General features: G+C 54.1%; 10 protein-coding genes. All 10 read left to right on the forward strand.

Going from position 1 to position 15,253, the window contains the following annotated elements; genetic code table 11:
• The first annotated feature begins 30 nt into the window (after positions 1-30).
• On the forward strand, positions 31-825 hold the full coding sequence (locus tag ACE5KN_RS12280) for an ABC transporter permease (RefSeq protein WP_375523760.1): 795 nt from the start codon (positions 31-33) through the stop codon (positions 823-825).
• Between the two features lie 965 nt (positions 826-1,790).
• Complete coding sequence (locus ACE5KN_RS12285; RefSeq protein ID WP_375523679.1) at positions 1,791-2,762, forward strand: aromatic acid exporter family protein; 972 nt, start codon at positions 1,791-1,793, stop codon at positions 2,760-2,762.
• A gap of 324 nt (positions 2,763-3,086) precedes the next feature.
• Positions 3,087-3,644, forward strand: a complete 558-nt coding sequence (gene cotE, locus ACE5KN_RS12290; RefSeq protein WP_375523680.1) for an outer spore coat protein CotE — start codon at positions 3,087-3,089, stop codon at positions 3,642-3,644.
• A gap of 293 nt (positions 3,645-3,937) precedes the next feature.
• Positions 3,938-5,173, forward strand: a complete 1,236-nt coding sequence (locus tag ACE5KN_RS12295) for a putative amidoligase domain-containing protein (RefSeq protein ID WP_375523681.1) — start codon at positions 3,938-3,940, stop codon at positions 5,171-5,173.
• Positions 5,174-5,490: 317 nt separating this feature from the next.
• Positions 5,491-8,256: a DNA mismatch repair protein MutS gene (mutS, locus tag ACE5KN_RS12300; protein ID WP_375523682.1), complete on the forward strand. Its 2,766-nt coding sequence runs from the start codon at positions 5,491-5,493 to the stop codon at positions 8,254-8,256.
• Positions 8,257-8,292: 36 nt separating this feature from the next.
• Positions 8,293-10,305 carry a DNA mismatch repair endonuclease MutL gene (gene mutL, locus ACE5KN_RS12305; protein ID WP_375523683.1) on the forward strand — a complete coding sequence of 671 codons (2,013 nt, stop codon included), beginning with the start codon at positions 8,293-8,295 and terminating at the stop codon, positions 10,303-10,305.
• An 18-nt stretch (positions 10,306-10,323) separates the two neighbouring features.
• Positions 10,324-11,136: a class I SAM-dependent methyltransferase gene (locus ACE5KN_RS12310; protein WP_375523684.1), complete on the forward strand. Its 813-nt coding sequence runs from the start codon at positions 10,324-10,326 to the stop codon at positions 11,134-11,136.
• Positions 11,120-12,091, forward strand: coding sequence for a tRNA (adenosine(37)-N6)-dimethylallyltransferase MiaA (miaA, locus tag ACE5KN_RS12315; RefSeq protein WP_375523685.1), 972 nt, complete (start codon positions 11,120-11,122; stop codon positions 12,089-12,091). Before ACE5KN_RS12310 ends, miaA begins: the two co-directional genes overlap by 17 nt.
• Before the next feature lie 27 nt (positions 12,092-12,118).
• A complete protein-coding gene (hfq, locus tag ACE5KN_RS12320) occupies positions 12,119-12,364 on the forward strand; it encodes an RNA chaperone Hfq (RefSeq protein WP_305754165.1) in 246 nt (81 codons plus the stop codon).
• A gap of 174 nt (positions 12,365-12,538) precedes the next feature.
• Positions 12,539-15,181 (forward strand): PBP1A family penicillin-binding protein, encoded by a 2,643-nt coding sequence (locus tag ACE5KN_RS12325; RefSeq protein WP_375523686.1) that lies wholly within the window; start codon positions 12,539-12,541, stop codon positions 15,179-15,181.
• Positions 15,182-15,253: the final 72 nt, after the last annotated feature.

Below are 15,253 nucleotides of genomic sequence, written 5' to 3' on the forward strand. Positions count from 1 at the left end.
ACTCATACGGAAGCGGAAACGCAAGTGTGGATGCAGGACATTCATGTGGAGTACAAGCGGCGCAACCGGGGCGCCAAGTGGCGGGTGCGCGCCGTTCAGCTGGCGATTCTGATCGCTTCTTTTCTGTTTTGGGAGCTGGCGGGAAGGCTGGGCTGGATTGATGTGCTGCTCTTCAGCTATCCAAGCAAGGTTTTTGGGCAAATTTACGGAGATGCCGTCAGCGGGGAATTATGGGGCCATCTGGCGATTACCGTCGGGGAAACGATAGCGGGATTTGTACTGGGGACGCTGCTTGGAACGGCACTGGCCATACTGATCTGGTGGTTTCCGTTTCTCTCCAGGGTGCTGGACCCCTATATGGTCGTATTCAACAGCATGCCCAAGGTAGCGCTAGGCCCCATTTTCATCGTGATGTTCGGGGCAGGCTTTACGGCGATCCTGATGACTACCTTGTCCATCATTATCATTATTACGACATTGGTCGTGTATAACAGCTTCCGCGAGGTGGACGCCAATTATATTAAAGTGGTCCGTTCCTTCGGCGGAAGCAAGCGGGACGAATTCCGGAAGGTGGTGCTGCCTGCCTCTTTTGCGGCCATTATCTCCACACTGAAGGTCAATGTCGGCATGGCCTGGATCGGAGTCATTGTCGGCGAGTTTCTGGCAGCCCGCGCCGGTCTGGGTTATTTGATCATTTATGGTTTCCAGGTGTTTAATTTTACGCTCGTCATGTCGAGCCTGCTGCTGATTTCCATCATCGCGGCCTTGATGTACCAGGGGGTTGCTTATTTGGAGCGAAGGCTTGTGGCGGGCAGACGGCACTAAAAGCACTAAAAGACATGAAGCAGCGGCCGGAGCAGGGGTAACGCTCCTGAACCCGGCCGCTGCTTATGTTGTAGGCATGTGCTCGCTATCCGAGAGCCTTGCATGATTATCCCGTTGGATCAGGTACAGAAAACCAGAAAACCAGGAACCGAAAATATACTTTAGGCACACGTTAAAGAAAATAACGGATCACATGAGGCGCGAAAATGCCTGCTGTTACGCTATTCAGGACAACCGGATGGATCTATTATTTTTTTGGATCATGCCTTATGGAGAAACAGATCGGTTCGAGATCATGAGACGATCTTAGGAAAAAGCAGAGCGTTTAGATGATGTGAAACCGACCGAGAGAGAAGGGAGGAGGGGAGCAAGGCACCGCACATTCGAACAAAGGGATGCGCCGGGAAGTCAGATGACTTTAGAGGGTGTGAGCGCAACGCGGTCAGATAAAACCGTTCGTTCACTTTATTGCGACCAGCGCCTCCATGCAGTCCTGCTCGTTGTGATCATGACTGCTAAAGGATTGAATTTCTGTTACCGCTTGGACTTCCATGTCTGCTCGCCTCCGAATCAACAAAATGCGAACAAAAGTTCTTTTTTCTCGTTACACCAAACATACGTTCCTGTTTCAAGTCTAACCTCCCACTTGAGCCACCTTTTTTTCGTATCCCGTTTCTCTTTCCTCTTTCCTTCCCCAGGCCTCAACATTCAGCCCTTAACCCTCGCATTCTGACCAAAAGGGATAATCGTGCAAAGCTGTATGGAAAGGCATCAGGCACCGGCCACCGAGCAACGGACACCACACACCACACTCTACACAGCCTATAGACACCCATCTCACTCCGGTTATAGACCTCTGTGGGGGTCGAATCGCCTTCTTGCCGCTTTCCAAGTTTACGTCAGTGTACAAAGTAAGGTATTATGAAAATAATCAATCTGTTTTCAAGGAAGGGCGAAAATTTTTCATGGGCTTTCGTGTGATTAAAACGGCGATTGCCGCGCTGATGGCTGTGCTTGTCGCGGACGGGCTTGGTGTTCCCGGACCCACATCGGCAGGGCTGCTTGCGATACTTGGCGTGGATGTCACGCGTAAAAGAAGCATTCGCACCATTTCGGCGCGCTTTTTTGCCTCCGTGGTGGGCCTGCTTTTTGCCAGCGTTTTATTCGATGTGTTCGGCTTTCATTATTGGGTGCTGGCCCTGTACATCTTAACGGCTTTCCCGGTCATTGTCAGGGTTGGCTTCAAGGAAGGAATTGTAACGGGATCTGTTGTCGTCTTCCGGGTATTCAGCGAAGGAGTGATCGATGTAGAGGTGCTGCTGACCCAGCTGTGGCTGCTGCTGATCGGGCTGGGTTCCGCGATGGTGGTCAACCTGGCTTACATGCCGAGGACAGATAATACGATGCTGGAAATTCGCCAGCACATCGATCAGACTTTTTCCGTTATCTTTACCCGAATTGCGCAAACGCTGCGGAATCCGGATGATGACTGGGACGGCAGTGAAATTATCGCGGCAGATCAGGCCATTGCGAAAGGAACCAGCGAAGCGGGCCGCTCGATCGAGAATCAGGTTCTGAACCCGCGCGAGGACTGGAAGGTGTATTTCTACATGCGCAGACAGCAGCTGGATTCCATCCAGAACATGATGCAGCTGATCTCGCAGATGTACCTTCATATGCCGCAAGCTGCGCTTGTTGCAGAGCTTTTTGAGCAGCTGAGCGTCGATGTCGTTGCAGAGCACTATACAGGCCGTACGGAGAAGCTGCTGCAGCAGGTGGATGACCAATTCAAGGAAATGGATTTGCCGGCCACGCGCGAGGAATTCGAGGTAAGATCGGCCATCCTGCAGCTCAGCCGCGAGCTGTCGCAATACTTGAAAATTGCCAAGAAGGACAAGGCTCCGGCACCGGTGGAATTGAAGCAGGCAGAAGCATAAGGAATCCTAAATACCGTTTCTCAGAACAGTGAGATTCGGTTTTTTTGTTGTGAAAAAAGATTAAGAGGTAACAAAAAAAGAACACCGCTGCCTGTGAACGGTGTTAACTGGATGTCCGATCGAATATGTTTTATCAAAACATGCGCTTTCCCCTTGGCCTGCAATCATGTTTGCGGGCGGCTGCCCATATACTGAAAATAGCTCAAGGTAACCGCAGGCCTCCGGCTTTTCTAAATAATATCAATTTCTCTATGTCTATTCACTCAACATTCGCCCATGTCCTGCATACACATGTAGTGAATGATTGTATGGAGGAGGTTCAAAATGTCATTGAGTCATAAACACAAATGTAGAGAAATCATAACCAAAGCGGTTTGTGGTAAAGGCCGCAAATTCTCTACCGTAACTCATACCGTGACTCCGCCAAATAATCCGACAAGCATCCTGGGGGCCTGGGTTATCAACCACCAGTATGAAGCGGTTTCTGCCGGTGAAGGGATTGAGGTTGTTGGAACTTACCATATCAACATCTGGTACTCCTATGATAACAACTCCCAAACCGACGTGGCTAAAGAAACGGTATCCTACGTCGAGCAGGTGGGCCTCTCCTATCTGGATTCGAAGCACAGGAAGTCAACAGTTGAGGTTTCTGCGGAGGCAACGCAGGAACCAAGCTGTGTCGAAGCCAGTGTATCTCCCGGTGGGGGCAGTGTCATTATCCGCGTGGAGCGCGAGTTTGCAGTAGAAATGGTTGCTGAAACCAAGGTGTGTGTACTCGTGTGCGACAGCTGCGGGGATGCTGAGGAAAAAGATTATGAGTACGTCTCGGGTGAAGAAGATTTTGAAGAGCTCGATCTGGACCTTATTGACGACGAATTGTAATCGGGTTTGTTTTGGGTTTATGCAGCATCATATGCGCGGGCTGCAGCAAAGTAGAGGGCGAATGCCCTCTTTTTTTAAGTTTTGATGCCTTATAGTACGAGTTCAAAAAGTCAGGTTTTCAGCACCGAGAAGGTTGAATGAAGCTAGGGACTGAGGAGCGGAGCGTACTTGGGGTACGTGAGCACCGGAAGGCCCAGCTGAATTCAAGATTCGATGTCGAATCCGCTTCCTGACTTCCTTCGTGATCAAAAGATGACTTTTTGAACAACTTCTTATAGGGAGGCTCGGTCGGCATGCAGGAACTGGATCGTTTGCCGGATGTGTTCAGAAAAATGTCTGTTCGTGAGAAATGCCGCAGATTACAGCGGACAGGTATAGCTGAAATGCTGACCGTACAGTCAGCTCCAAATGCGTTTTCGCTCGGTTACGCGGTACAGGTGCAGCGACTTCAAGTGCTGGAAATCCGCAGCATAGGATCGGGTATTGCCGCACCGTCGAATATAAGCAGTCCGCCGGCAGCAGGCTCCCTTCTGCATACCCGCCTGGGGAGACTTGCGGTGCGCAGTCTGTATACCCTTGGACTTGATTCCGGGGAAATTATGCTGATGCCAGACCGCAATGCGGGGTACGGGGTAACGCGTGTCAGGCCGGAGCCCTGGCGGCACGACAGCCGCTTGAGGGAGCTGTATCAATCTGCGTTATCTGCTGCTGTATCTGCAGCCGAGGAGGAGCTGCCTCAGGCCGGAGAGCGGCCGCTCATCGGCATGGATCCTGAATTTTTACTCGTCAGGCTGCCTGAGGAAAGGGTGGTTCCCGCCTCCAGGTATCTTGACCGGCAGGGGGAAGCGGGCTGCGACGCTGTATCACGCCGCGGCAGGACACTCTTCCCGGTGGCGGAGCTGCGGCCTGCGCCGAGCCCTGAGCCATCAAGGCTGCTGCGTCACTTGCGGAACGCGATGGCGTTTGCCTCGCGGCGCATTACGGACAGGACGCTGATCTGGCAGGCCGGGGGCATGCCTCAGCGCGGGCTGCCCTTGGGCGGCCATCTGCATTTCAGCGGAATTGAGCTCAGCGGGGAGCTGCTGCGGGTGCTGGATAACTACCTTGCCCTGCCGGTAGCGCTGCTTGAGGATCAGCGTACCCATGCGCGGCGTCCGCGTTATGGCACACTGGGGGACTTCCGCCGCAAGCCCCATGGGGGCTTCGAATACCGCACGCTCCCCAGTTTTCTCGTCTCCCCGCTGCTTGCCAAAGGTGTCATCGGTTTTGCCTACCTCATTGCCCGCCATTACAGGGAGCTGCCGCAGCGTCCATTGCAGGGGGATGTTGTTCATGAGGCTTTTTATAAAGGAGATAAGCCCAGGCTGTATAAGGCATTGGAGCCGCTCTTGAACGATATCGAGCGCCTGTCCTCTTATGAGGAATACAGGGATTTTACAGCCCCGTTTATCCGTTGCCTTCGCGGCGGAGAGGCGTGGGATGAGACGCGGGATATCCGTCCTCTGTGGGGCCTCCCGTCACCCCCATGATCCGGGAGGCCTTTTTTGGTATAATGGAGATTCGGGAAATACAATACAATCAACAGGACTGGCTGATTCTATAATAGTGCGAGTTCAAAAAGTCGGGTTTTCAGCACCGAAGCTTATGCTTCCGAAGTGCGTTTTTTCAAAACGCTTGAGTTGGATGAAGCTAGGGACTGAGGAGCGGAGCGTACTTAGGGTACGTGAGCCCCGGAAGGCCCGGCTGAATTCAAGATTCGATGTCGAGTCCGCTTCCTGACTTCCTTCGTGATCAAAAGATGACTTTTTGAACAACATCTAAAAGAGTAAGTTTGGTGGGGGTAGTTATGGCAAAATACACGCCGATGATGGAGCAGTATTTAAAGGTAAAAGAACAGGCGCAGGATGCATTCCTGTTTTTCAGGCTTGGCGATTTTTACGAGATGTTTTTTGACGATGCGGTGCTGGCGGCGAAGGAGCTGGAAATTACGCTGACGGGACGGGACGGGGGAATCGGTGAAAAAATCCCGATGTGCGGCGTCCCCTATCATTCGGCCGAGAACTATATCCAAAGGCTGATTGAAAAAGGCTACAAGGTTGCGATTTGCGAGCAGATGGAAGACCCGGCCGTCACCAAAGGCATGGTAAGACGTGAAATTGTGCGGGTGGTGACACCCGGCACCGTGATGGAGGGCAAAGCGCTGGGCGAGCGCTCGAACAATTACATGGTTTGTGTGACAGAGAGCGGCGGCATGCTGGCCCTTGCTGCCTGCGATTTGTCCACAGGCGAGCTTTATCTGACTTCCGCGCCTTATTCCGAGGAGTGGCTGATGGACGAAGTCAACATTTACGAGCCCTCCGAGATGATCGGGGACGGAAAGCTGCTTGAACTCATCGCATCCAGAAGCCCGGTTACAGGCCGCAAGATCGTCTTTACGGCATGGGACAGGGCGAAGGACGATCTTGTACGGCAGCAGTTCGGCGAAGCCGAATGGGCGCGCACAACCATGGAACGGCGCGTCTGTGTCTCCAGGTTGCTGGCTTATCTGCATGAAACGCAGAAGCGTTCGCTCGGCCAGCTTACGACCATTTCCGCTTATGAGCCCAATCATTTCATGATTCTCGATCCGTTCACCCGGCGCAATCTGGAGCTGGTGGAGACTGTGCGGGAGCGCTCGAAAAAAGGCTCCCTGCTGTGGCTGCTGGACCGTACAGAGACCTCCATGGGCTCAAGGCTGCTGCGGAGATGGATCGATAAGCCGCTGCTGTCCCGCAGCGCTATAGAAGAGCGCCTGGAAGCCGTGGACAAGCTGTATCACCAGTTCATTCTGCGGGAGGATGTGCGCGGGCAGCTGAAGGACATTTATGATCTGGAGCGGCTTGTTGGCCGCATCGCCTTCGGCAATGCGAACGCGCGTGATCTGATTGCGCTCAAGCTGTCCTTGGCGCGCATCCCGGAGCTGAAGCAGCTTTGCAGCGAGTCGCCTTCAGCGACTCTGCGCAGCATCGCGGACACGATGGATGAGTGCGCCGATTTGTGCGGCGAAATCGACAAGGCCATCGCGGAGGAACCGCCTGTGTCGGTACGCGAAGGTGGGATTATCAAGGCAGGCTATCACCAGCGGTTGGATGAGCTGCGCGAAGCGAGCGTGAACGGTAAGCGCTGGATTGCCGAGCTGGAAGCGAAGGAGCGCGAAGCAACAGGCATCCGCTCCCTGAAAATTGGCTACAACAAGGTTTTCGGCTACTATATCGAGGTTACTAAATCGAACCTTTCCGCCTTGCCTGCAGGCAGATATGAGCGCAAGCAGACATTGGCCAACGCAGAGCGGTACATAACTCCTGAGTTGAAGGAAAAGGAGACGCTGATTCTGGAGGCGGAGGACCAGATGGTCGATCTGGAATACAGCCTCTTCAGCGAATTAAGGGCAAAGCTAAACGGAGAAATTCAGCGGCTGCAGAAGCTGGCCGAGCAGGTGGCCGAGATTGATGTCTATCAGTCGCTCGCTTCCGTCAGCGCTGAGCGCGGATTCGTGAAGCCTGAGATGACGGACGGGTATGATTTCAAGGTGCAGCAGGGGCGGCATCCGGTCGTGGAAGCAGTCATGAAGGACGGAGGTTTTATCGCCAACGCCACCGGCCTGGAAAAAGCGGCCGCACGGATTTTACTGATTACCGGCCCTAACATGGCCGGCAAGAGCACCTACATGCGCCAGGTTGCCCTGATCGCCATCATGGCGCAGATCGGCTGTTTTGTCCCTGCCGCGAAGGCGGAGGTGCCGATCCTGGACCGCATCTTTACGCGCATTGGGGCGGCGGACGATCTGATCGGAGGGCAAAGCACCTTTATGGTGGAGATGGCGGATATCCAGGTCATGACGGAGAAAGCAACAGCCCGCAGTCTGATCATTATCGACGAGCTCGGCAGAGGCACGTCCACGAGCGAAGGCATGGCGATTGCCCAGGCGGTTATCGAATATGTACATGACAAAATCGGCTGTAAAGCGCTCGTATCTACGCATTTTCACGAGCTCGCCCATCTGGAGGAAAGCCTGCACTCGCTGCGCAACTATTCGATGGCGGTGCAGGAAAGCGGAGACAAGGTGAATTTCCTGCGCAAGCTGATCCCAGGAGCAGCCGACAGCAGCTATGGCATTTATTGCGCTCGGCTTGCCGGTCTGCCTGACGTGATCATAAACCGGGCGAACGGGCTGCTGGCCGGCTTCGAGCAGGCTGCTGCCCAGGTGACTGCCGGCGTGGAGGCTGCCGCACAGGTAACTGCCGGGGTGGAAGCTGCAGCCGGTTCTGATGCCGGGCAGATGCCGGAAGCGCGGGAAATACCAGCAGCCGGATTGCAATTTGATACCGACAGCAAGAATCACCAGGAAAACCGGAACAGCCAGGTGAAGGAGACGGTTGTCCAGCTGTCCATGTTTGGTGAAGAAGAGGGGTCGGTTGAACGGAAACTGGCACCTGTACAGCCAGAGGCGGAAGTGGATCCGGGGGTTCTGGACATCATCCGCAAGGTCAAACAGGCGGACATCATGAATATGACGCCACTGCAGGCGATGCAGCTGCTGAACGAGCTGAAGCACAGCGCGGTTGATTTGTAACCGGCTTATTATATTCGGACGGGGAGGGAGAACGTCATGGCGAAAATCAAGGTGCTGGACGAGCATATCGCCAACCAGATCGCGGCGGGCGAGGTCGTTGAACGGCCTGCTTCCGTCGTAAAGGAGCTGCTTGAAAACTCGGTTGACGCGGGCAGCTCGCGCATCGATGTCATGGTCGAAGAAGGCGGGCTGGCAAGCATTCGCGTATTGGACAATGGCAGCGGCATTGAGCCAGAAGATGTCGAGACTGCGTTTTACAGGCATGCCACCAGTAAAATTGCGCACGGTCGCGATCTGTATCAGATTACAAGCCTTGGCTTCCGGGGAGAAGCCCTCCCCAGCATCGCGGCGGTTGCCAAGGTTGAGGTGCTGACCTCCGCAAATGATGACGGGCACGCCCGCCGCATCGTTATCGAAGGCGGAAATCTGGTGTCACATGAGGATGCCGCCGCACAGCAGGGCACCGATTTTACGGTCCGTGAATTGTTTTACAATACACCTGCAAGACTGAAATATATGAAAACGATCCAGACGGAGCTCGGCCACATTTCGGACGTGCTTTACCGGATGGCCCTGTCTCACCCGGAGATCGCTTTTACGCTGCGCCACAACGGCAACGTGCTGCTGCAGACGCTGGGCAACGGCGATCTGCTGCAGGTTATCGCTGCCGTATACGGCACTTCCGCCGCCAAGGCGATGCTCGCCGTGGAAGGCGACAGCCTGGACTACAAGGTCAGCGGATATGTCAGCAAGCCGGAATGGACCCGTTCCAGCCGCAGCGCCATTTCCACGGTGGTCAACGGCCGTTTTGTCCGCAGCTTCGGTCTGAATCAGGCGCTCCTGAAGGCCTATCACACGCTGCTGCCCATTAACCGTTATCCGCTGACCGTGCTCAGGCTGGAGATGCACCCTTCGCTGGTGGATGTGAACGTGCATCCGGCCAAGCTTGAGGTGAGGTTCAGCAAGGAGGCGGAGCTCTATCAATTCGTGGAGGAGACGGTCAGAGCCGCCCTGCAGCAGCAGGTGCTTATCCCGAAAGCGGTCAAACGCGAGCCTGGCAGCAGGGAGAGCAAATCGATCATCCAGGAGCAGTTTCATTTCTCGAAGGAACAGGAAATTGCTGAACCGCGTCAACCGGCTGCCAGCACTGCGGAGGAGGACCTTGAGGCGCCGGCGGACCTTTCTTCACAGTCACGGGAGCTTGGGGGCTCTTCCGGGCCAATGCTTGCAGTGCCTTATGAAACACAGGCTGCTCCTTCCCGAACAAATGATCGGGATGGACAGACTGCAAGACGGGACGGCGGCGGCTTCTCCGGGCAGCAGCCCGGTATCCGCGAGACGGCGGCATCAACCTACAAGCCAGCGGCAGAGGAACGGGGTGCCCCGTACAGACAGGAGGCGGCGGCACAGAAGGAACAGCAGCTTGCAGCAGAGCGGGCGCTTCATGGCCCCGCCCCTGAAATACCACGCTTTCCGGAGCTGACCCTGATCGGGCAGCATCACGGAACGTATCTGATCGCGCAGAATGAAAGCGGTCTGTATCTGATTGACCAGCACGCCGCCCATGAGCGCATCAACTATGAATTTTATTATGAGAAATTCGGCAATCCGGAGGCAGCCTCCCAGGAGCTGCTCCTTCCCATTACGCTCGAATTTACGCCATCCGAAACGGAAAAGCTGAAGGACAGGCTGCACTGGTTCGAGCAGGCAGGTGTGCATCTGGAGCATTTCGGAGGACAGACGTTCCGCGTTACTTCCTACCCTTACTGGCTGCCCAAGGGTGAAGAGGCCGACGTCATTGAAGAAATGGCGGAGTGGGTGCTGCAGGAGAAAACAATTGATCTGGCCAAGCTGCGCGAGGCTTCGTCCATCATGTGCTCCTGCCGCGCATCCATTAAAGCGAACCAGAAGCTCACTGAACAGGAGGCAAGTGTGCTGCTGCAGCGGCTCGGCCGGTGCAAGCAGCCTTATACGTGCCCGCACGGCCGCCCGATTGTCGTCTCCTTCTCCACCTATGATCTGGAGAAGCTGTTCAAACGAGTGATGTAGTATAAGGAGACCTAAACATTGTTGATACAATCAAATCATCACAGTTTTATCATCACAACAGGCGATTCGCCCGGCGCAGTGACGCTGGAGCGGGCTGCGCGGCTGTCAGCCGCCACCGGAGCGCCTTATATCCCGCGCGGCAACCTTTCCGTGGCCAAGCTGGCGAAGCGGCACGGCGCCTCCGACGTGCTCGTGCTTGTACAGGACGGCGTGCGGCTGATCCGTCCGGGACATCCGCCGCTGGAATATCACCCCAGCATGGGATATATTCGCGCCAGACGGGTATTAAAGGGAGAAGCTGATCCAATGCTGACTGCCGCAAGGCTTGAGGCAGGGGATACCGTTCTGGACTGCACGGCAGGCATGGGAGCCGATTCTCTCGTGTTTTCCGTCGCTTCGGGCCCGGACGGACATGTGACAGCCGTGGAAAGCTCTAGTCCCGTATGCGCGCTGCTCATGGAAGGCATGAAATATTACCGTTCCGGCGTTCCAGCCCTGGACGAGGCGCTCAAGCGCGTTCATGTTACGAGCGCCAACCATCTGGATGTGCTGCGCAGTCTTCCCGACCGGAGCGTGGATATCGTTTATTTTGATCCGATGTTCCGTGACCCTGTTACAGATTCAAGCGCCATCGGGCCGCTGCGGACCTATGCCAACCCGGCTCCCCTGGAGGTGGAGAGTGTGCAGGAGGCATGCAGAGTGGCAAGAAAGACCGTGCTCATGAAAGAAAAACGGAAGAGCAGTGAATTCAGCCGGCTCGGATTCCAGGTTGAACAGCGCGGACAAACGAAAACAGTGTACGGAGTGATTCAGATTGACAGCACAGCCTAAGCCGAAGCTGCTTGTGTTGGTCGGACCTACCGCGGTCGGCAAAACACAGCTCAGCATTGAAATAGCCCGCTCGTTTCATTGCGAAATCATTTCCGGTGATTCCATGCAGGTCTACAGACATATGGACATCGGCACAGCGAAAATAAAAAATGAGGAAATGGGAGGCATTCCCCACCATTTGATCGATATACATGAGCCGGAATACCCTTATTCGGTAGCGGAATTTCAGGAAGACTGCCGCCGGCTGATTCCGGAGATTCATGCCAGGAACAGGCTGCCGTTTATTGTAGGGGGCACGGGCTTGTATGTGGAGTCCGTCTGTTATGAATACCGATTTTCCGAGGTTGGGGCGGATGAGGCCTTCCGGCAGGAACAATTCGCCTATGCCGAACGCGAAGGCAACGAGGCTCTGCATGCCAAATTGGCAGCCGTGGATTCTGAAAGCGCAGCGAAGCTGCATCCGAACGACCGCCGCCGGGTCATCCGCGCGCTTGAGGTATATCATGTCAGCGGCAGGACCTTCAGTTCCCTGTTAGCCGCTCAAAAAAAGGAATCTCCCTATGACTTGTGCATTGTGGGTTTGACAATGGATAGGCAAATGCTATATAACCGTATTGAAGACCGTATAGATGGCATGCTGCGGCAAGGGCTTGTTGAGGAAGTGGCGTCTTTAATGGAACGCGGAGTCAGAAGTGATGCCATCTCGATGCAGGGCCTGGGCTACAAGGAGATTTCATCCTACCTGCGTGGGGAAGCAACGCTTGAAGACGCGGTCGCTTTATTGAAGAGAGATACCCGCCATTTTGCAAAACGGCAGCTTTCCTGGTTCCGGCACATGAAGGATATCCGGTGGATGGATGTGACGAATGCTGCACATTTTTCGAAAACTGCTGATGAGCTGAAGAAAATTGTGGCAGGAAAGTTCGGTACAGATCTTGAATATATTTCAGAATAACTCAAATGATTATTGGGGGTACGGCTAATGAACAAGTCCATCAACATCCAAGATACGTTCTTAAACCAGCTTCGCAAGGAAAGCATTCCTGTCACTGTTTATTTGGTGAACGGGTTTCAGGTGCGGGGGACCATTAAAGCTTTTGACAATTTTACAATTGTGATCGATTCTGATGGACGGCAGCAGATGATTTATAAGCATGCCATTTCAACATTTACACCGCAGCGGAATGTTTCCCTGATGCAGCAGCAGGAAGGCGGCAGCGAAAGCTGACCCCTCAGGATGAAACCTTTGGGTGTAAAAGTTCGTCTAGTTGAATAGAAATTGATACGGAGCAACCTGACAGAGGTTGTTCTTTTCATTAAGAGGTCTCATCGGTTTCAGAAGTTTAATCGTTTCGAAAAAAGAGAGAGAAAAACTACGCAATACCGAAAGGGAGTCAGAGTAATGCCAAATGATTCATTGTCCAGGTCCGGTAATCGCAATCGGCAAAATGCCGCGGGCAAGCCGAAGGGCAAGAAGAAAAAAATTACGGCAAAGCGTGTCGGCTGGACGCTCTTCTTTACGGCGGCGCTTGCAGTAATCGTAGCATTGGCTGGATATTTGTATGTCATGGTTAATGGAGAGAAGCTGTATCAGGCGAATTTGGATAAAATCACACTTAACGAGCCTTCCAAGATTTTCGACCGCAACGGCAAGCTTATGGGGGAGCTTTCCATCCAGAAGAGCGAGCCGGTAGAAAGTGACGAGATCCCCAAGCTGTTAAAGGATGCTTTCGTAGCGACCGAGGACAAGCGATTTTACGAGCATCAGGGTGTTGACATATGGTCGATCGGACGTGCGGCTGTCCGTGACGTGATCGCCCGGGCGGCCGTGGAGGGCGGAAGCACGATCACCCAGCAGCTGGCGAAAAACCTGTTTCTCACCAGAGACAAAACATTTTTCCGCAAAGCGACGGAAGTGTCCATCGCAACGGCTCTGGAACGCAATATGACGAAGGACGAAATTTTGACGCTGTACCTGAACCGGATTTTCTTCGGCCATCAGCGTTACGGGATTAAAGCCGCATCCGAATATTATTTCGGTGAAAGCGATCTGAACAAGCTGGAGCTGTGGCAGATGGCCACCTTGGCGGCACTGCCGAAAGGGCCGTCCAAATACAACCCGCTCTCCAACCCGGAAAACTCCAAGGAGCGCCGGGGGGTTGTGCTGCAGCTTATGTACGAGCAGGGCTACATCACGAAGGCACAGATGGATGAAGCGAAGGCTGTGAATTACAATTATGAGCCACCTGCTTCGGAAACCAAGTACACGGCATTTATTGATTACGTTATGGACGAAGCAGAGAAAGAGACCCACTTAACGAGTGATGACCTGAACGTCGGTGGCTACAAGATTTATACCACGATGGATGCAAAAACGCAGGATGCGCTTGAGCAGGCATTTGACGACGACGATCTGTTCGAGAAAAGTCCTGACGACAAGCCGGTGCAGGGCTCCATGGTCATTATGAACAACCAGAACGGCAGCATCGCGGCCCTTATGGGCGGGCGGGATTATCAGCGCCAGGGCTTTAACCGGGTAAATGCCAGCCGCAGACAGCCGGGTTCGTCATTGAAACCCATCGTTTCTTATGCGCCTGCGCTGGAAACGGGCAACTTTACATCCGACTCGCGGCTCAGCAATGAAAAGCAGTGCTTTGGCAACTACTGCCCGACGAACCTGCACGGGTACTCTTCAACGATCAGCATGCAGGATGCAATTACGAAGTCGGAAAACATTCCTGCGGTATGGCTGCTCAACCAAATCGGTGTGAAAACAGGCTACGAATTTGCCCAAAAGCTCGGCATTACGATGACCGAGGAAGACAAGTCGCTGGCCATTGCGCTCGGCGGTATGAGCAAAGGAACAAACACGCTGGAAATGGCACAGGCCTACAGCGCATTTGCCAACAAGGGCCAATTCCAGTCTGCCTATTCGATCAAAAAGATCGAGAACAGCGAAGGCACCCCCGTTTATGAGCATAAATCCGATTTAAGACAAGTCATGAGCGAGCAGACAGCTTATCAGATGACGGATATGATGCGGGAGGTCGTGAACAGCGGTACAGGCAGACGCGCGGATATCGGCAGACCGCTGGCAGGCAAAACCGGTACGACACAAAGTGGTATCGCAGGCAACAGCGGCAACCGTGATGTATGGTTTGTGGGTTATACCCCACAATATACAGGGGCCATCTGGATGGGATATGATCAGCCTGACAGCAAACATATGCTGAAGAACAGCTCAAGCCTCGCGGCTGCGTTCTTTGCCAAGGTGATGAGCCAGGCGCTTGAAGGCGAGCCGGTGCAGGACTTTGAAAAGCCTGAAGGACTGCCGGATACTGAAGCTCCGCCTGAGGCGCCGCAGAAGCTGACTGCTCCTGCGGGATTGTCCGCATCCTACAACCCGGATACGCAGATTGTATCCCTGACGTGGAATACGGTGGATGGAGAGAATGTCCAGTATCGGGTATATAGAAAGGAAGCCTCCGAGGGCAGCTTTACGCCCGTGATCGAAGGGCTTTCTGTAACCAATACGGAAGATATCGATGCGTCTGAAGGCCACACATACGACTACTATGTGACAGCCTATAATGCAGAAGGGGAATCCGATCCGTCCGGTACGGTACAAATTTCTATCGAAGCCCAGGCTCCTCCAGAAGATACAACGGGCGAACAGCCGGGTGATGGCGAGACGCCACCTCCGGGCGATGGCACGCCGGTTGATCCGGGCAATTCGGTTCCGGGTGACGGGACCGGGTCTGGAGAGAACAGCGGCGTCCCTGGAGATGCAGGGCAGCCCGGGCAGGATGCCGGTGACGGCACAGGTGCAGACACAGGCACAGGTGGTCCGGATGGCCAGACCGATCCGGGCAGCCAGGATCAGCCTGCCGGAGAAGAGGTTCCCGGCAGCGGCCAGGTAGATACATCTGTTCCGGGAATTGAAGGGAACTCCGGGGATATGACTACACAAGGTCAGAACCCTGGCCACGGCAATGGTTTAATGAACGGTAACGGAAACGGTAATGGAAATGGGCACAATAGATAAACGTATAATAAATTATGTTAACCTGCGGTCTGACAGCCGCAGTTTTTTTTGCTTGATTCGTTTTTGAGTGTA

This window comes from Paenibacillus terreus, from assembly GCF_042138595.1.
Lineage (GTDB): Bacteria > Bacillota > Bacilli > Paenibacillales > Paenibacillaceae > Paenibacillus > Paenibacillus terreus.

Excerpts from the sequence above, each read along its gene's own strand:
- ACE5KN_RS12280 (WP_375523760.1), top strand. The coding sequence starts at position 31 with ATGCAGGACATTCATGTGGAGTACAAGCGGCGCAACCGGGGCGCCAAG.
- ACE5KN_RS12285 (WP_375523679.1), top strand. The coding sequence starts at position 1,791 with ATGGGCTTTCGTGTGATTAAAACGGCGATTGCCGCGCTGATGGCTGTG.
- cotE (WP_375523680.1), top strand. The coding sequence starts at position 3,087 with ATGTCATTGAGTCATAAACACAAATGTAGAGAAATCATAACCAAAGCG.
- ACE5KN_RS12295 (WP_375523681.1), top strand. The coding sequence starts at position 3,938 with ATGCAGGAACTGGATCGTTTGCCGGATGTGTTCAGAAAAATGTCTGTT.
- mutS (WP_375523682.1), top strand. The coding sequence starts at position 5,491 with ATGGCAAAATACACGCCGATGATGGAGCAGTATTTAAAGGTAAAAGAA.
- mutL (WP_375523683.1), top strand. The coding sequence starts at position 8,293 with ATGGCGAAAATCAAGGTGCTGGACGAGCATATCGCCAACCAGATCGCG.
- hfq (WP_305754165.1), top strand. The coding sequence starts at position 12,119 with ATGAACAAGTCCATCAACATCCAAGATACGTTCTTAAACCAGCTTCGC.
- ACE5KN_RS12325 (WP_375523686.1), top strand. The coding sequence starts at position 12,539 with ATGCCAAATGATTCATTGTCCAGGTCCGGTAATCGCAATCGGCAAAAT.